The organism is Hymenobacter sp. UV11 (assembly GCF_004684095.1).
Classification (GTDB): Bacteria; Bacteroidota; Bacteroidia; order Cytophagales; family Hymenobacteraceae; genus Hymenobacter.
Genome location: NZ_SRII01000007.1, coordinates 44096 through 61311, shown reverse-complemented (window position 1 = coordinate 61311; position 17216 = coordinate 44096). Strand labels below are relative to the sequence as shown.

The following is a 17216-nucleotide window of genomic DNA, read 5'->3' as shown; positions in this document are numbered from 1 at the left end:
GCCCGCCTGGGTGCGGCATAGTACGGCCGTGCCTGCCCCCAGCCCACTGCCTACTCCCGCGGCCCTCGCACTTACTCCGCCACCGGTTGCTCCCGCGCCGGTGGCGGTTTTGGCGGAGGCCATCGAGGAGCCCGCACCGGCTTCCCTACCCCCCCTACCCACCGTGGGCAGCCCCGATGGCCGCCTAACGCTGACGGGCACTTCGCTCACCGTACTCGGCCGCACGTTTGGGCTGCGCGAGCTGGAGCGGGCCGAGGTGCAGCCGGTGCGCTGGCTGCTGTGGTACCTGCTGGGCGGGCTGGGGCTGGCCATTGTGCTGATTCTCTTTTTAAATAACTGGCTGCGTACCCTTCCCACCATGGCCGGCCTGCTGGCTACCGCCCTCATGCTGCTCTACGGCCACCGGGGCACCAACCGGCTGCGGCTGTGGCTGCTGGGCCGCGAGGCGGTGCACTTTGCGCTGCCTGGCGAGGCGGCCATCTGGCAGCGCCTGGTGGGGGAGCTAAACCGCCGCGTGGCCCGCGCCCACGACCAGGCTGCCGCCGAAGCCGCCGCCCTGCTGGCGGCACTGGCAGCCGAGGAGGAGGCAGCTACCTGGGCCACCCAGGCCGAAGCCGAGCCACTCGCAGCCAGCCCAGCCATTCCCGACGCGCCTGCGTAAAAGCCGGCCGCTATCCTCTCGTATGTTTACCGCGTCACCGGGCCTAACCTGCTGCTTCCTGACCAAGTAATTACTCCGTTACCACATGAGTTCTAAACACTCGCACACCGCCATCTCCGGAGCCGGCTTGCTCATTGCGTTGGGCATTATTTACGGCGATATCGGGACGTCGCCGCTCTACGTGATGTCGTCCATCCTGAAGAGCGGTCGCATCCCCGACTACATCGACCCGGTATTGGTGCTCGGCGGCATCTCGTGCGTTATCTGGACGCTCACGCTCCAGACTACCATTAAGTACGTGATACTCACGCTCAATGCCGATAACAACGGCGAGGGCGGCATCTTCTCGCTCTACGCGCTGGTGCGGCGGCGCGGGGCCTGGCTCTCGGCGGTGGCCATTATTGGCGGGGCCGCGCTGCTAGCCGACGGCGTTATTACGCCGCCCATCTCGGTGGCGTCGGCCGTGGAGGGCTTGCGGGCCATTTACCCGACCATCCCGACGGTGCCCATTGTCATTGGCATCATCGCGGGGTTGTTTTTGCTGCAAAGCTTCGGGACGCAGATTGTGGGCAAGGCTTTTGGGCCGATTATGTTCCTATGGTTCACGATGCTGGGCGTGCTGGGCGTGCTTTGGATTACCAAGAATCCAACTATCCTCAAGGCCATTAACCCCTACTACGCTTATCAATTGCTGGTAAACTACCCCGGTGGCTTCTGGCTGCTGGGCTCGGTATTTCTGTGTACGACCGGGGCCGAGGCGCTGTATTCCGACTTGGGCCACTGCGGCAAGGGCAACATCCGCATCAGCTGGGCCTTTGTAAAAACTGCGCTGGTGCTCAATTACATGGGCCAGGGCGCGTGGCTGCTTTCCCACCAGGGCCAGCAGCTGGCGGGCCGCAATCCGTTTTATGAGCTGATGCCGCCCTGGTTTCTGCTGTTCGGCATTGGGCTGGCTACGGTAGCGGCGGTTATTGCTTCGCAGGCGCTCATCACGGGCTCGTTTACGCTGGTGGCCGAGGCTATTCGCCTCAACATGTGGCCCAAAGTGCGCCTCAACTACCCCACCGACGTAAAGGGCCAGCTCTTCGTGCCCAGCATGAACCGGCTGCTGCTCATTGGCTGCATCGGGGTAGTGCTGTTCTTCCGCGAAAGCTCGAATATGGAAGCGGCCTACGGCCTGGCCATCACGCTTACCATGCTGATGACCACCGTATTGCTGACGGTGTGGCTCAGCAAGGTTAAGCGGGTGGCCCTACCCCTGGTAATACTGTTCGTGCTGGTGTATGGGCTCATTGAGGGCTCCTTTATGGTGGCCAACCTTATCAAATTTCCGCACGGCGGCTGGGTGTCGCTGGCCATTGGCTCGGCCCTGATGGCCGTGATGTACGTGTGGCTGAAGGCTTTCTACATCAAGCGCCGCCTCACCGATTTTGTGAAGATGGAGCCCTACATCGAGCCGCTCAAGCAGCTCAGCAACGACGAGTCAATCAGCAAATACGCCACGCACCTCGTGTTCCTGACGTCGGCCGAGCGCGCCAGCGAGATTGAGCAGAAAATCATCTACTCCATCTTCCAGAAGCGCCCTAAACGGGCTGACATCTACTGGTTTATCCACGTCGATACCACCGACGAGCCATACACGATGGAGTACAAGGTGACCGAGCTGGCGCCCGACGACGTGTTCCGCATCAATTTCCGGCTGGGCTTCCGGGTGCAGCAGCGCATCAACCTGTTTTTCCGCAAAGTGGTGGAAGACCTGGTGCGCAACAAGGAGGTGGACATTACCTCGCGCTACGCCTCGCTCAGCAAGCAGCACGTCACAGGCGACTTCCGCTTCGTGGTGCTGGAGAAGTACCTCTCGGTCGAAAACGACTTCCCTACCCAGGAAAAACTCGTGATGCAGGCCTACTTCTACATCAAGCAATTCATCTCGGGCGAGGCCCAGTACTTCGGCCTCGACACTTCCTCGGTGAAGATGGAAAAGGTGCCGCTGGTAATTGCCCCCGTGCGCGAAGTAGCCCTGACGCGGGTGAAGTAGCCATAGGCTTACCTGCTAATACCCTCATAGAGCAGGCTCACGCCACCTTTTTAGCATGGAACACCATCACGACCTGATTCGAAAAGCATACGCAGCCTTCAACGCCCGCGACATTCCTGCTGTCCTAGCTACTTTGCACCCCCAGGTACGCTGGTCGAAGGCGTGGGAGGGCGATTATGCCACTGGCCACGACGAGGTGCGCGCCTACTGGCTGCGGCAGTGGCAGGAGTTGAGTCCGCAGGTTGAACCGACTGGCTTTCGGGAGCGGGAAAATGGCCAGCTGGAAGTTGCCGTTCACCAGGTAGTAAAGGATAAGCAGGGACAACTGCTATTCGATGGCCCGGTGAAGCATGTCTATACCATTCAGGATGGGCTGTTTAAGCAGATGGACATCGAGCAGGTATAAGTCTGGTTTTTAACTGCAACGAAAGCCCCATCCGGCTTATCCTTACCCCCTAAAAAAGCCCTCCTGACCAGTATGGTTGGGAGGGCTTTTTTAGGTTCTGTGCGGGTTATTCAAGAAGCAGACCCGGCAGTAGATTGATACCAGCAAGGTCTTCTGGTTGCCGAAGCTAAGCCAACCCACGACCTGGGCAAGACCAAGCCAGCAGGCCGGAGCCACGTTCAGTTAGCGCCCGTAACTACTACTTGCCCAACCACTTGGCTAATAGCCGCTGCTGGTCGGGGGTAGGGCTGGCTACGGGCTGAATCTGGTAGCTGCGGTCGGGGTCGGGTTGCAGCGTCAGGCTCAGGTCGTGGGTGTAGGCGTTGTGCTTCACCTGCATTTTGACGACCGTGCCGGGCGCGGTGGCGAAGAGGGCCTGCTTCACCGACTCGTCTGTGGGGGCGCCGCCGTTGAGCTGCATGATTTCGTCGTTGGCGTTGAGGCCGCCGTTCCAGGCGGTGCCGTCGCGCTTCACGTAGGTCACGAGGTAGTGGCCGTTGCGGTTGGTAAGGGTAGCGCCCAGGCTGCCGTTGGGGCTGGCGGGCGCGCTGTTGAGGGTCAGGCCCACGTAGCCGAGGGCGGTGGCGTAGTCGAGGGTACGGGTATCGTAGACGTAGTTCTGGAAGAAGTCGTCGAAGCGGCGGCCGGCCACCTCGGCCACAGCGTCCTGGTATTCCTGGTCGGTGAAGCCGCGCTTCAGGCCCTTGTAATATTTATCGTAGAGCAGGCGAAACACGTCGTCGATGTGCTTCTGGCCGTTGGTGGCCTGCACTATCATGAGGTCGAGCACCATCCCTATCATCTCGCCCTTGTCGTAGTAGCTGATTTCGGAATTCTTGGAATTCTCATCGGGCCGGTAGCCGCGAATCCAGGCGTCGAAGCTCGACATGGCCGCTGGCTGAAGCTTGTTGCCGGGCTGGTTCTCTACCCCCCCCAGCACGGCGGCTAGCTGGTCGAAGTACTGCTGGGCCGTGTAGAAGCCCGCGCGCTGGGCAATCTGATTGGCCATGTACTCGGTTTGGCCCTCGCTCACCCACAGCATGTGGGTGTAGTTCTCCTTGTCGTAGTCAAACGGCCCCAGCGCGATGGGCCGGATGCGCTTCACGTTCCAGAGGTGAAAATACTCGTGCGCCACTAAGCGCAGGAAGTTCTTGTAGGCCGTTTCATTCGAATACGTGCCCGGCCGGGCGCCCAGCGTGGTCGAATAGAGGTGCTCTAGGCCGCCGCCGCCTGCCTCCAGGTGGTGCACGATGAAGAGGTAGTGGTCGAGCGGATTCTGGCCCACCACGCGCTGGGCTTCCTCCGTAATCTTCTTCATATCAGCCAGGAAGCGCGGCTCGTCGGGCAGCGTAAAGGGGCCGTACATCGCCATTTGGTGCGGCGTGTTGTTGGTGGTGAAGTTCAGCACCCGCTGGTTGCCAATTTCGATGGGCGAGTCGGCAAGCTCATCGTAATTAGCTGACTGATAGACGAATTTCTGCATACCCGACGCGGGGCGCAGCGCCGTGCTCACGGTGGCCCAGCCGGCGGCGGGCTGCACAGTTACCTGGCTGGCCATGTTCTTGGCTGCGGCCGGGTACATAAAGATGCTGCTGCCCAGCGCGAAGCCGTGGTCGGCGTCGATGTAGCTGGTGCGCACGCTGATTTCGTAGGCATACACTCCGTAATCGACCCGAAACGTGGCCTGGCCGGGGTGGTGCACGCGCCAGGTATTCTTATCCAGCTTTTCCACGCGCAGGGCCTGGCCGCCGGCCGCCTGGGCCTTGAGGCGCTCCACGTGCCGCTCAAACTCGCGCACCAGGTACGAGCCCGGCGCCCACACGGGCATTTTGAGGTCGGTGTATTCCTGGCCAAAGCCCTGCAAATCTATCCGCACCTCGAAGTAGTGCGTTTGGGGGGCGGGCATGGCCAGCGTGTAGCGCAGGCTACCCCCGGCGGCGCTGGCGGCGGCCGGCGCGGCAGCCGCGCTGACGCTGTGCTTTACCTTGGTTTTGACTTTGACTTGGGCGGCGGCGGGCCCGGCCGCCAGCAGGCCAGCCACGGCGGCCAGACGGCAAAAAGCAGAAGAAAATGCGAACATGCGCGCAAAGTAAACGCCTTCGCCGGGCCGGGCCGTCAAATTTTTGCCCTTGCTCCACGTTAACTTCTGCCGGGCACCCACCGTTAAGCGGGCGGGGCCCTTGGCTTTATCGTTGGCTTATGCGCAGTATCTGGTTGATTTTTGGTGGTTTACTGGCTATTTTACTGGCGGTTAAGTTCTACCCGCAACAGCCGGCTAATGGGCTGGTGGCCAGCCGCCCTACCCCCTCCCTGCCCATCGTACTGGTGAGTGAGCGGCGGCCAGCGCGGCCCACGGCCGAAGAGGTGCGACGCGACAGCGTGGTGCGCTACGCGATGCGCCAGTTGGGCAGTCCGTACCTCTACGCGGGCATTAGCCCAGCCAGCGGTTTCGACTGCTCAGGCTTTGTGTACTTCGTGTTCTCGCACTTTGGGGTGCCTACCCCCCACTCCACGGCCCTACTCATCGACGTGGGCCGGCCAGTGGCGCGGGCCGACGCCCGGCCCGGCGACATCGTGGTTTTCACTGGCACGGCACCTACCAGCACCGCGCCTGGCCACGCGGGCATCGTGATTTCGGCCCGCGGCGAAACGCCGCTGCGCTTTGTGCACGCTTCCTCGGCCCGGCGCGAGTCGGGAGTAAAAGTCAGCCAGGTGGAGAATTCGGGGTATGAGCGCCGCTTTATGCAAGTGCGGCGGGTGCTTTAAAGTAATGAGCATCTAAGGCAAAAAGGAACGTCATGCTCATCTGGCGTCCGCTTGTCGAAGCATCTGAGCCGCTTCATCCAACGAGGCGACCAAGATGCTTCGACAAGCGGACGCCAGATGAGCATGACGTGCTTTTCTGTTCTTCCTAATTCTAAAAAAACGATACCCGGCCGGCCCACTGCGGAACGCTCACGCGCGCCGTTGGGCCAACCGGGTATCTAATCCTTCAAATCTTACCAAGCGGCAGCGCTGGGGTACAGCGCCGGCGTCTCACAGTAAGACCTGTCCAACGAGAGGGAACCACGATACCGCGGTGCCCTCCGCCGAGCTGTGTGTTTTAGGCGAGTACGGCGGTGAGGCGTACTACATTGGACAGGCTCGGCAGGATTTGGTTGGGACTACTAGACATTATGTACCTCCTTTCTTTATGGTTCCACATAACCCCGGACGCGCTTCCCAGCAATTTAGGGCGGCTTGTACGGGGCCGTAGCACTCGCTACTAAAGGTTAAAGTTAATTGCTGGCGCGCAGGTTCAAAACTTTCGGTCATAATTCTGGGGTGCCGGGCCAGTCTTTTTAGCATTTAACTGACAATCAAGCTACTTATTTCATAACCGAGACCGACTAATTTTTACTTTTCCCGTTGGGGCGCCGCGGGGCCGGTTCTGCACGGCTCTGGTGGAAGGCTAAAATTTCTGGCCGTATAATTGCCCTACCCAATCCATATTTTTCACCACTCCTTCATATTCCCGACGATGCACAAATACTTTGTCTTTCTGCTCGCCCTTTGGCTCGGTGTAGCGGCCCGCCCGGCACAGGCTCAAACCTTATCGCCGCTGGGCGTGTGGACCAACGCCGAAAAGAAAGCCACGTTCGAGATTTATAAGTGCGGCGACAAGTTCTGCGGCAAGATTGTTACTCTGACTGTGCCCAACGACCCCAAAACCGGCAAGCCCAAGCTCGACTCCGAAAACCCTGACCCTAAGCTGCGTACCCGCCCCCGCCTGGGCCTGGACTTCATGCAGGGGTTTAGCTACGATGGCGATAACAAGTGGGACAACGGCAAAATCTACGACCCCGAAACTGGCAAAACCTACTCGTGCTACATGAAGATGGAATCGGCCAACATGATGGAAGTGAAAGGCTACATCGGCTTCTCGCTCATCGGCAAGTCGCAGACCTGGACGCGGGTGAAATAAGCCTGCAACCAGCCTCGTTTTCCTTGCTAGCGGCGCCTCTTCCTGCGGGATGGGGCGCTGTTTTTTGGCCCCTACCCCCCGCTGGCCAACTGGCAGCGCCCGAAACTATTTGTCGAAAACAGTGTTTTTGCCCCGTTCAGCTTGACCGGATTTTCCCCAGTGCTTCAGTTTATTCAACAGCTTTTTCAGCGGCGCGGCGAGGCGGCGGCCGGGTGGCACCCTGCCCCCGAGCCCACGCCCGCTCAGGCCCAGCGCCACGAGGCCTGGGTGGCAGAGCGCGTGTACCGGAACTGGCTGGGACCGTACTTCAAGGCCTACCACCTGCGCAAGGGAGGCATAAGAAGTCGGCGAGATTTTCGCGTTGACCTGCTGCAGGAAGATGGCCGCCAGGGGGCGCTGTTTTTTTATGACCCCAGCATTGGGCCGGGCAATTTTGGGCACTTGTTTCAGCTGCTGGGCGAGCGCGTGGGGGCGCTGGGCTACCACCGTGCCTGCCACGACAGCCGCCTGCGCCGCCACCAGCAGCTGCGCGAGCACACGACCAAGCAGTTTTTCAAGCCCAACCCCACCGACTGCACCGTGAGCGGGCGCTGCGACCAGCGCTACGGCCTCATCACGCTCGACCTAGTGACGGTGAACGACCGGCCGCTGTTTATTCGCCTCAGCGCTAACCCCGTGCACGAGTCGCATTTCACCAATCCGCAGTCGTTTGAAGCACTCCTCAAAACCGTGTTTGACGAGCCGCTGGCTGACGAAGCCATTGCCCACAAAATAGTGGAGTACTACGAGGAGTAGGGAGGCAATGCCCCCTACCGGGCCGGCATTGGCGCGCAAAGTATTGCCGAGGGCGGGCTCACCACAGGTACCGTTGTAGCGGGCCGCTGAGTAGCAACAGGGCCAGCTTATTTTTTCACGCATTCCAAATACTAGCCCAAACCGGCTGGCGTTGATTTTAGTAGTTATCCGAAGATAACCGGCTGAGGCAGACTAGCAAACCCAAGTTGCGAGGCATGCTCCCCGGTCCGCCGGCGCGAGCCGGCCGACCGGTTGTCGTGGCGTGGGCCGCAGCTGGCAACGATAACCGGTCGGCCGGCTCGCGCCGGCGGACCGGCCAGGCGGCCACTCCAGTTGAAACTTCCCCCCGTAGCAAGCTGGTCTGCAACTTGGGTTTGCTCGGGCCGGTAGCTTTCGGAAACCCCGCTGCCTCGCCTATCTTCACTCAGCTACTCCTAAGCACGGAGTAGCAGGCTTTCTGCTATGATGAAAACTTACTATTCGCTACTGTTGAGTTGGGGCTTTGCTTTGCCACGGGCCGGGCGGCTGGTGGCAGCGCTGCTGCTGAGCCTGCTAGCCGCGCCGGCCGCGCGGGCTACCCACATCGTGGGAGGCGAGATGGACTTGCAATACGTGAGCGGCAACACCTACCAGCTCACCATGAACCTGTATTTTGATGCCGTAAAAGGCAGCCCTGGGGCGCTGGATACGGAGCTAACGGCCGGCATTTTTGATAAAGCCACCAACCGCGCCATGCAGTCGGTGACGCTGCCGCTCATCAGCAACACGTTTGTGAGCTACACTAACCCGGCCTGCACCATTGGCGACCTCAGCACCAAGGCCCTAGTGTACCGCAGCACCATTGAGCTACCGCCGGGCACGTACAACGGCAGCCAGGGCTACTACGCAGCCGTGGAGCGCTGCTGCCGCAACGTGTCTATAAGCAACATTGTGGCGCCGCAAAACGCGGCCCAAACCTTTTACCTGGAATTTCCGGCCGTGGTGCGGGGTGGCCAGACGTTTCGCGACTCGACGCCGCGCGTGTTTCCGCCGGTGAGCGACTATGCCTGCCTGGGCGAGCTATTTACCTACGATTTTGCGGGCCAGGATGCCGATGGCGACTCCTTGGCCTACGACATGGTGACGCCCCTCAATGGCCACGCCACGGCCGTAACTCCCAAGCCCACCTCGGCCACCAGCGCACCTTACACCGAAGTAATCTGGCAGAGTGGCCGCGGCCTGGCCAGCCAGATTCCGGGCTCGCCGGCGCTCACCATTGGGGCGCGCACGGGGCGGCTCATGGTGCGGCCGTCGGCCACGGGGCTATTTGTGTTTGGGGTGCGCTGCCAGGAGTTTCGCCAGGGCGTGAAGATTGGCGAAACGCGGCGCGATTTCCAGATTTTTGTCACTACCTGCCCCAAAAACGCCGCGCCCAGCCTGCTGCTGCTGCCCAACCCCAGCGGCAACGTGGCCTACCGGCCGGGCCGCGACACGCTGCGCATTGTACCGGGTGGCCCGCACTGCGTGCGCCTGCGCTTCACCGACCCCGACCCCAACTCGCGCCTCACCCTGAGCCTGCGCAACGTGAACTACACCGGCGCCCTACCCACCTTCACCACGGCCACCGTGGGCACGGTACACCTGGCCGGCCAGCCCGATACGCTGGTAGCTTCGCTCTGCTTCAACGACTGCGTAAATACCAAGGGCAAAGTAGCTTACATCGACGTGCTGGTGGCTGATAACGGCTGCTCGCTGCCCAAGCAAGACACGGTGCACGTGGCCTTTATTGGCACGCCGCCGCCTAACGCTCCGCCTACCCTCAGCAGCACGGCCGGCCCTACCCTGCCGCTGCACGTGCGGCCAGGCCAGACGCTGGCCTTCGACCTCATCGGCACCGATGCTGAGAGCGACCCCATCCTGTTTACGCTGGCGGGCGGCGTGGGCTTTGCGCCCGCCGGGCTGGGGGCCGTGCTGGTGCCGCAGACCCAGGTGGGGCCGGTGCGGCGCGCCCGCTTCACATGGCCCGTGGACTGCCGGGCCGTGACGACCCCACCGGGGCAGGTGCAGCAGCTGCTCTTCACGGCCAGCTCCACCACGCCCTGCGGCGACACGCAGCTCTCGGCCCCGCTCAGCATTCCGGTGATTGTGGATTACAGCAACGCGCCGCCGGTGCTCACCACTACCCTACCCCCCGTCAGCGGGGCCGGGGTGCCGCTGGTTAAGGTGGTGCTGGGTCAGCCTTATTCGGCCACCCTCACGGGCTTCGATGCCGATACCGACGTGCTCGCGCTGAGCGCCACCGGCCAGGGCTTCGACCTGGCGGCGGCGGGCATGCGCTTTGTGACGGCGGCCAGTCCGGCGGGCCGGGCCAGCGCCACCTTCGAGTGGCTGCCGGGTTGCGACGCGGCCAGCGTGGTCAATGGCCAGCCGCAGCTGCTCACCGTCACGTTTCAATTGCAGGAAACTACTTGCCGGCCCCAGCCCCAGACCCGCACCGTGCGCTTTGAGGTGGTGAACCCCGACAGCTCGAATTTTACGCCGCCCAACATCATCCTGCCCACCGGGAGCAACCAGGCCAACCGCGTGCTGACGATGAGCCGCCTACCGGCCGATTTTTGCGACGCGCGCTTCGCGGGTATCAAGATATTCTCGCGCTGGGGCCGGCTGGTGTATGAGTCGGCCGACCGCAACTTCAGCTGGGCCGGCGATGGCGCGGCGGGCACCTATTACTATTTATTGACTTACACCACTGGCCGCCGCTACAAGGGCTGGGTGGAGGTGATGCAGTAGCGTAGTAGCGCGAACTTTGTAGTTCGCGTCGCCGCGCCGTTCGAACGGTTTTAACGGCTCAGTAGCGCGAACTACAAAATTCGCGTCGCCGCGCCGTTCGAACGGTTTTAACGGCGCGGCGACGCGAACTACAAAGTTTGCGCTACTGAGCCTTTTTCACCGGCAGCGGGCTAATTTCGGCCCCGTGAATTATCCCTCCCTACCCCTACTCCCACCCGTGGCCCGCTTCGTGGGCGCGGCCCTGCTGCTCACCGCTACCGCCGCGCAGGCGCAGGTGGGCCCCGGCACCCAATGGACCAAAGATGGCTACGGCTACTACCAGGTTCAGCAAGACGAAATCGTGCAGCTCGACGCCCGCAAAACCGGCCAGCCAATTACCATTCTTAGCAAGGAGCAGCTGATGCCCGCCGGCGCCACCGCGCCGCTGAAAGTGCGCCGCTTTTCGCTTTCTGAAGATGGCAAGCTGGTGTTGCTCAACACCAATACCCGCAAGGTGTGGCGCTACGACACGCGCGGCGACTACTGGGTCTATAACCTGAGCACCAAGCAGCTAACCCAGCTGGGCAAGGGCCGGCCCGAGTCGTCGCTGATGTTTGCCAAGTTCGCGCCCGATGGCCGCCGGGTGGCCTACGTGAGCGAGCACAACCTGTACGTGGAGAACCTGGCTGACCACGCCATCACGCAGCTCACCCAGGATGGCACCGACCGGCTCATCAACGGCACCTTCGACTGGGTGTATGAAGAGGAGCTGGACTGCCGCGACGGCTTTCGGTGGAGCCCCGACGGGCAGCGCCTCGCCTACTGGCAGCTCGACGCCACCAAGACGCGCAACTACCTGATGCTGAATACTACCGACAAGCTCTACCCCTACACCACGCCCGTGGAGTACCCGGTGGTGGGCGAAGACCCCAGCCGCTGCCGCGTGGGCGTGGTGCCGGTGGCCGGCGGCGCTACTAAGTGGATGGACATTCCCGGCGACGCCGTGCAGCACTACCTGCCCCGCATGGAGTGGGCCGACGCGAATGAGCTGATACTGCAGCAGCTCAACCGCCGCCAGAACGAGAGCAACATCCTCGTGGCCAATGCCACGACCGGCGCGGCCAAGTCTATTTTCAGCGAAACGGATAAGGCTTGGATTGACGCCAAGGACGGCGCCGTGGGCTGGAACTGGGTCGATAAGGGCAAGAGCTTCGTGTGGAGCAGCGAGAAGGACGGCTGGCGCCACCTCTACGCCATTGACCGCGCGGGCCACGAGAAGCTGCTGACGCCCGGCAGCTACGACGTGATTAGCGTGGAGAATATCGACGAGGCCGGGGGCAAAATTTACTTCATGGCCTCGCCCGCCAACGCCACCCAAACCTACCTCTACCAAGTGCCGCTGAAGGGCGGCAAGGCCACCCGCGTGACGCCCCAAAACCTGGTCGGCACCAACAACTACGACATCTCACCCAACGGTAAAATCGCGCTCCACACCTACTCCAGCGCCGCCAGCTACCCGGCGGCCGACGTGGTGAGCCTACCCGTTCACCAACGTCTGAGCGGCGGCGAAACTCCGCCCCAGGCCCGCGCCATGAAGCTGCCCAAAACCGAGTTTTTTCAGGTGAAAACGGCCGATGGCGTGACCCTCGACGGCTGGATGGTGAAGCCTACCAACTTCGACCCCAAGAAGAAATACCCCATCGTGTTCTACGTATACGGTGAGCCGGCCAGCCAAACGGTGGTGGACCGCTTCGGCACGGGCGCTAACCGCCTCTACCAGGGCAACATGGCCGACGATGGTTACATCTACGCCTCGCTCGAAAACCGGGGCGCGCCTGCCCCGCGCGGCCGCGAGTTCCGCAAGGCCATCTACCACAATATCGGCGCGCTCAACATCCGCGACCAGGCGATGGGCGCCAAGGAAGTGCTCAAAAACAGCTTCGTCGATACCAGCCGCGTGGCAGTGTGGGGCTGGAGTGGCGGCGGCTCCAGCACGCTCAACATGATGTTTCAGTACCCGCAGATTTACAAAACGGGCATCTCCATCGCGGCCGTGGATAACCAGCTCAACTACGACAACATTTACCAGGAGCGCTACATGGGCCTGCTGCCCGAGGACCAGCACTTTTTCGTAGATAACTCGCCGCTGGCCCATGCCAAAGACCTGCGCGGAAACCTGCTGCTCATCCACGGCACCGGCGACGATAACGTGCACTACAACAACGCCGAGCAGATGATAAACGAGCTGGTGAAGGACGGCAAAACCTTCCAGCTGATGAGCTACCCCAACCGCACCCACAGCATCTCGGAGGGCGAAGGCACCAGCCGCCACCTCGGCGCCACTTATACTAAGTTCCTCAAGGAAAACTGCCCGCCCGGCGGCCGCTAACCGCTAGCTGGCTTTAAGCAAAAGAGGGGGGTAGGAAAAGCGCTATGGCTTTTCCTACCCCCCTCTTTTTTGCTGGAATCAGTAGCGCGAACTTTGTAGTTCGCGTCTCCGCGCCGTGAGCATCATCTAACTGGCGCGGGGACGCGAATTACAAAGTTCGCGCTACTGCTAATACAAGAACAGAAACACCCCGAACAGTGCCACCCACAGCACGTCGATGAAGTGCCAGTAGGTAAGCAGCGCCCGTAGCTGGCGTAGGTGGTAGGGATTGCGAATGAAGACCAGCGTGCGCACGCTATCGCGGCTGGCGTGCAGGGTACGCAGCATATTGACCAGCAAAAAGAGGAGGCCGGCCACAATATGGGCCACGTGCAGCCCCGAAATAACGTAGACGAACGTGCCACTGCGCTCGCCCGTGAACAGCACGCCCTGCTGCACCAGCTCGCGCCAGCCCTGCACCTGCAAGCCGCTGAATACGCAGCCCAGCAGCAGCGTGGCGCCCAGGCAGCGCACCAGCCCGCTGAGGTCGTCGGCGCGGTACAGGCGCGGAGCCTGCGCCAAGGTATACGACGACACCAGCAGCACTATCGTGCTCAGCGAGAAGTAGCGCGGAAACGGGTGCAGCCCGGTCGGCACCGTGCTTTGGGCCCTGGAAGCCACGTACATAGCAATCAGCGTCACAAACAGCATGGTGATGCCCACCAGTGCCAGGTAGAGCAGCATGAGCAGCGGCGGCAAGCGCTCGATGCGGCTGAAAGCCGAGTCGCCGGCCGGGCGGCGGCCGGTGCCGGGGGGAAGATTGCGGTCGTCGCGGGGGACTTGCACGGGAAAACAGATTACGACAAGATGAACTGCTAGTTTAAGGCGAAAGGGAAGATTTTTGTTCGGCCAAAGGCGGGAGCTTACTTAAAAAAGGAGCCGATTTTACCCAGCACCGCATTCAGCGTAATCTTGGGGCCGCTGCGGTCGGGCAGGCCGAAGGTGACGTAGGTTTTGCCACCCACCCGCAGGTCGAGTACCAGGCCCAGGCGGCGGGCCAGGTGGTGCAGCTGCTCCAGTGGGTCGGGGCCGGGCTTTTTGGGCGGCTTGGGAGTGCCCGGCGGCTGGGGCGGGCCGCTCGTAATCAGGTCGAGCACCTGCTGGCTGGGCACGTTGAGAATGAGGTAGGAACCGGCCGCGGCCAGCTGAATTTCGTGCCCGCCCGGCCAGGTAAGCGTCAGCCGGGCTTCCACCTCAATAGCGCTAGCCACGCGGCGCGTTGGGGTCTGGCACGGGCGATACGATGGGCGCGGCGCTGGCCGTCGGCGCCTCGCCGCGAGTGCGGATGCGTAGCGCGCCGTTGAGCTTCCAGGTGGCGGGTAGGCCGGCGGGGTTGGCCTGGTTGGGCACTTGCAATTCAACCTGGTCAAAATTCAGGTTCAACTCGACGCCGCCCGAGAGCTTGGTGAGCAGCGAGGCGGCAGTATCGGCCCAGGAGGTGGCGGATTGGTCAGGCATGAGGGGAAGTGGTGAGAGGTGAGGTGGTGAGAAGCGAAGGAGCTACTAGGGCCGCCAGGGTGCAAAGCACGGCCGTTTGCTGCTAAAAATCCAAACGCAGCCGCCGGGCCAGGGTTGCCGTTGGGCCGGCGGGTGTATTTTTGCGGCAGTCACTCCGTTTTTGCCGTTTTCCTTCGCTCATGAAATTCTTCCTCTGGTTCGCCGCCGCTACCGTCCTCTTTTTGCTCGTTGCCCGCTTCAAGCCCCAGGCCCCGGCCGAACCCATTATCCCCACCGGCGCTAAAGAGGCTCAGGGCCAGACGGGTGAGGAAAATGCGCCGCCCGCCCGCACCGAGGAGCAAGGTGAGCGCGACGCCCAGAAGGGCGGCACCACGTACGTGCTGCCCGGCCTGCGCTTGTCGAGCGCAGCGTAAAGTTTCTGCATTTGGATTACAGTAGAACGTCATGCTGAGCTTGCCGAAGCATCTCACTAGAATCGTTGGTCAATCAGCCTAACAATTCGAGCGAGATGCTTCGGCAAGCTCAGCATGACGTTCTATTTTATTTGCTTATCCGTTTCTTCCGCGCTGCCCCTACCCCCCTATGGACCCGCAAGCCCGCATTCAGGCCCTCGCCCAACGCCTGCACCACCTCAACCAGCAGTATTACCAGCACGATATCTCCGAGGTATCGGACCAGGAATTTGACCAGCTGCTGGCCGAGCTGAACCAACTGGAGCAGGCCCACCCCGAATTTGCCCAGGCCAATTCGCCTACCCAGCGCGTGGGCGGCACTATCACCAAGCAGTTTGCGCAGGCCACGCACCGCTACCCCATGCTGAGCCTGGGCAACACGTATTCGGAAGACGACCTGCGCGAGTTTGACGAGCGCGTGCAAAAGGGTCTCGAAGGCGCGCCCTACTCGTATGTGTGCGAGCAGAAAATCGACGGCGTGGCCATGAGCCTGGCTTACGAAAACGGCAACCTGCACCAGGGCGTGACACGCGGCGACGGCACCCGCGGCGATGTAGTGACGGCCAATGTGCGCACCATCCGCACCCTACCCCTGCATTTGCCCGGCAGCTTCCCGGCCGAGGTAGAAGTGCGCGGCGAGGTGTTTATGCCGAATCAAGTCTTCAACGACCTCAACCAGGAGCGCGAGCAAAACGGCGAGGCCCTGCTGGCCAACCCGCGCAACGCGGCCAGCGGCGCGCTCAAGCTGCAAGACTCGGCCCAGGTGGCGGCGCGGCGGCTGCGCTTTTATGCGTATTCGGTGCTCACGCCGGGCCGGCACTTCACCAGCCACAGCGAGAGCCTGGAGGCCGCCACGGCCTGGGGCCTGCCGGTGTCGCCCACCTGGCGGCGCTGCGCCAACTTGCAGGAAGTGCTCGACTACATCCACGAGTGGGAGCAGAAGCGCTTCACGCTGCCCGTGAATACGGATGGCATTGTGATTAAGGTCGATAACCTGCGCCAGCAGGACCAGCTGGGCCTCACCGCCAAGAGCCCGCGCTGGGCCATTGCCTACAAATACCCCACGGCGGCGGCCCGCACCCGGCTGCGCGAAATCATCTACAACGTAGGCCGCACCGGCGCCGTAACGCCCGTGGCCCTGCTCGACCCCGTGGCGCTGGCTGGCACTACCGTGAAGCGCGCCAGCGTGCACAACGCCAACCAGATAGCGATGCTCGACCTGCGCCTCGGCGATATGGTTTTCGTGGAGAAAGGCGGCGAAATTATCCCCAAAATAACGGGTGTGGACCTGGCCGAGCGGCCCGCCACCGCCGTGCCGGTGCGCTTCCCCACCGAGTGCCCGGCCTGCGGCACGCCGCTGGTGCGCCCCGAAGGCGAGGCGCACTTCCGCTGCCCCAACGAGCGCGGCTGCCCGCCCCAGCTTAAGGCCCGGCTGGAGCACTACGTATCGCGCAAGGCGCTAAACATAGATGGCTTAGGCGCCGAAACGGTGGGCCGCTTCTTCGACCTGAACCTGGTTGCTACCCCCGCCGACCTCTACGACCTGGCCCAGCGCCGCCCCGAGCTGGAGGGCTTGGAGCGCCTCGGTACCAAATCGATTGAAAACCTGCTGGCGGGCATCGAAAAGAGCAAAACCGTGCCCTTCGAGCGGGTGCTGTTTGGCCTGGGCATTCGCTACGTGGGCGAAGGTGGCGCGCAGCGCCTGGCCCAGCACTACCATACGCTGGCCGCCATTATGACGGCCCCCGCCGAGGAGCTAGCCGCCGTGCCCGACGTGGGCGGCATCACCGCCGACTCGGTAGCCCTGTGGAGCCAGCAGCCCGAAAACCAAGAAGAAGTGCGCCGCCTGGCCGCCGCCGGCGTGCAGCTAGAGGCCAATGGCGAGCCGCCGCTGGCGGTGAGCGACCGCCTGGCCGGCCTCACCTTCGTGCTCTCGGGGGTGTTTGAAAACTACAGCCGCGAGCAGCTCCAAACCCTCATTACCTCCAACGGAGGCAAAATCACGGGCTCCATTTCGAAGAAGCTGAGCTACTTAGTGGCCGGCGACAATATGGGCCCCGCCAAGCGCGAGAAGGCGCTGGGCTTTAAGGTGCCAATTATCTCGGAGAACGAGTTGCTGGCCCTGCTGCCGGTGGGCGAATAGCAGCGCAAGGCTACCAAAAGAACGTCATGCTGAGCCCGCGAAGCATCTCGCCCACGCCGTTGGATTCTACCTCTGACGGCGTGG

14 protein-coding genes are annotated in these 17216 nt (G+C 62.2%); 10 read left to right on the top strand and 4 right to left on the bottom strand.

Features of this window, described 5'->3' with window-relative positions; genetic code table 11:
- Window positions 1–100 precede the first annotated feature (100 nt).
- The 3 genes from E4631_RS14355 to E4631_RS14345 all read left to right on the top strand — a co-directional run bounded on the left by E4631_RS14355 (window position 101) and on the right by E4631_RS14345 (window position 3105).
- Window positions 101–661, top strand: a complete 561-nt coding sequence (locus tag E4631_RS14355; protein WP_133656597.1) for a hypothetical protein — start codon at window positions 101–103, stop codon at window positions 659–661.
- A gap of 85 nt (window positions 662–746) precedes the next feature.
- Complete coding sequence (locus tag E4631_RS14350) at window positions 747–2699, top strand: KUP/HAK/KT family potassium transporter (RefSeq protein WP_133656598.1); 1953 nt, start codon at window positions 747–749, stop codon at window positions 2697–2699.
- A 55-nt stretch (window positions 2700–2754) separates the two neighbouring features.
- Window positions 2755–3105, top strand: a complete 351-nt coding sequence (locus E4631_RS14345; protein ID WP_133656599.1) for a nuclear transport factor 2 family protein — start codon at window positions 2755–2757, stop codon at window positions 3103–3105.
- A gap of 238 nt (window positions 3106–3343) precedes the next feature.
- Here E4631_RS14345 and E4631_RS14340 read toward each other — a convergent pair whose 3' ends face one another.
- Complete coding sequence (locus E4631_RS14340; RefSeq protein WP_133656600.1) at window positions 3344–5224, bottom strand: M61 family metallopeptidase; 1881 nt, start codon at window positions 5222–5224, stop codon at window positions 3344–3346.
- Window positions 5225–5343: 119 nt separating this feature from the next.
- On the opposite strand from E4631_RS14340, the gene E4631_RS14335 reads away from it, so the two are divergent.
- The 5 genes from E4631_RS14335 (at window position 5344) to E4631_RS14315 (ending at window position 13040) form a co-directional block, all read left to right on the top strand.
- Window positions 5344–5910, top strand: coding sequence for a C40 family peptidase (locus E4631_RS14335; protein WP_166648001.1), 567 nt, complete (start codon window positions 5344–5346; stop codon window positions 5908–5910).
- Window positions 5911–6664: 754 nt separating this feature from the next.
- Window positions 6665–7108 (top strand): DUF2147 domain-containing protein, encoded by a 444-nt coding sequence (locus E4631_RS14330; RefSeq protein ID WP_133656602.1) that lies wholly within the window; start codon window positions 6665–6667, stop codon window positions 7106–7108.
- Between the two features lie 159 nt (window positions 7109–7267).
- Complete coding sequence (locus E4631_RS14325; RefSeq protein ID WP_133656603.1) at window positions 7268–7903, top strand: hypothetical protein; 636 nt, start codon at window positions 7268–7270, stop codon at window positions 7901–7903.
- Window positions 7904–8365: 462 nt separating this feature from the next.
- On the top strand, window positions 8366–10672 hold the full coding sequence (locus E4631_RS14320; protein ID WP_133656604.1) for a gliding motility-associated C-terminal domain-containing protein: 2307 nt from the start codon (window positions 8366–8368) through the stop codon (window positions 10670–10672).
- 184 nt (window positions 10673–10856) lie between these two features.
- Window positions 10857–13040, top strand: coding sequence for a S9 family peptidase (locus E4631_RS14315; protein ID WP_240734932.1), 2184 nt, complete (start codon window positions 10857–10859; stop codon window positions 13038–13040).
- A gap of 168 nt (window positions 13041–13208) precedes the next feature.
- Here E4631_RS14315 and E4631_RS14310 read toward each other — a convergent pair whose 3' ends face one another.
- The 3 genes from E4631_RS14310 to E4631_RS14300 form a co-directional block, all read right to left on the bottom strand.
- On the bottom strand, window positions 13209–13865 hold the full coding sequence (locus tag E4631_RS14310) for a cytochrome c oxidase subunit 3 (RefSeq protein WP_240734930.1): 657 nt from the start codon (window positions 13863–13865) through the stop codon (window positions 13209–13211).
- A gap of 77 nt (window positions 13866–13942) precedes the next feature.
- Complete coding sequence (locus tag E4631_RS14305) at window positions 13943–14290, bottom strand: hypothetical protein (protein WP_133656605.1); 348 nt, start codon at window positions 14288–14290, stop codon at window positions 13943–13945.
- Window positions 14283–14537, bottom strand: a complete 255-nt coding sequence (locus tag E4631_RS14300) for a hypothetical protein (RefSeq protein ID WP_133656606.1) — start codon at window positions 14535–14537, stop codon at window positions 14283–14285. Before E4631_RS14300 ends, E4631_RS14305 begins: the two co-directional genes overlap by 8 nt.
- Before the next feature lie 179 nt (window positions 14538–14716).
- Between E4631_RS14300 and E4631_RS14295 the strand changes: the two genes are divergently transcribed.
- Both E4631_RS14295 and ligA read left to right on the top strand, forming a co-directional pair.
- Window positions 14717–14950 (top strand): hypothetical protein, encoded by a 234-nt coding sequence (locus E4631_RS14295; RefSeq protein ID WP_133656607.1) that lies wholly within the window; start codon window positions 14717–14719, stop codon window positions 14948–14950.
- Between the two features lie 169 nt (window positions 14951–15119).
- Window positions 15120–17132 carry an NAD-dependent DNA ligase LigA gene (gene ligA, locus E4631_RS14290; protein ID WP_133656608.1) on the top strand — a complete coding sequence of 671 codons (2013 nt, stop codon included), beginning with the start codon at window positions 15120–15122 and terminating at the stop codon, window positions 17130–17132.
- Window positions 17133–17216 lie beyond the last annotated feature (84 nt).

Excerpts from the sequence above, each read along its gene's own strand:
- ligA (WP_133656608.1), top strand. The coding sequence starts at position 15,120 with ATGGACCCGCAAGCCCGCATTCAGGCCCTCGCCCAACGCCTGCACCAC.
- E4631_RS14345 (WP_133656599.1), top strand. The coding sequence starts at position 2,755 with ATGGAACACCATCACGACCTGATTCGAAAAGCATACGCAGCCTTCAAC.
- E4631_RS14330 (WP_133656602.1), top strand. The coding sequence starts at position 6,665 with ATGCACAAATACTTTGTCTTTCTGCTCGCCCTTTGGCTCGGTGTAGCG.
- E4631_RS14335 (WP_166648001.1), top strand. The coding sequence starts at position 5,344 with ATGCGCAGTATCTGGTTGATTTTTGGTGGTTTACTGGCTATTTTACTG.
- E4631_RS14295 (WP_133656607.1), top strand. The coding sequence starts at position 14,717 with ATGAAATTCTTCCTCTGGTTCGCCGCCGCTACCGTCCTCTTTTTGCTC.
- E4631_RS14340 (WP_133656600.1), bottom strand. The coding sequence starts at position 5,224 with ATGTTCGCATTTTCTTCTGCTTTTTGCCGTCTGGCCGCCGTGGCTGGC.
- E4631_RS14300 (WP_133656606.1), bottom strand. The coding sequence starts at position 14,537 with ATGCCTGACCAATCCGCCACCTCCTGGGCCGATACTGCCGCCTCGCTG.
- E4631_RS14350 (WP_133656598.1), top strand. The coding sequence starts at position 747 with ATGAGTTCTAAACACTCGCACACCGCCATCTCCGGAGCCGGCTTGCTC.
- E4631_RS14320 (WP_133656604.1), top strand. The coding sequence starts at position 8,366 with ATGATGAAAACTTACTATTCGCTACTGTTGAGTTGGGGCTTTGCTTTG.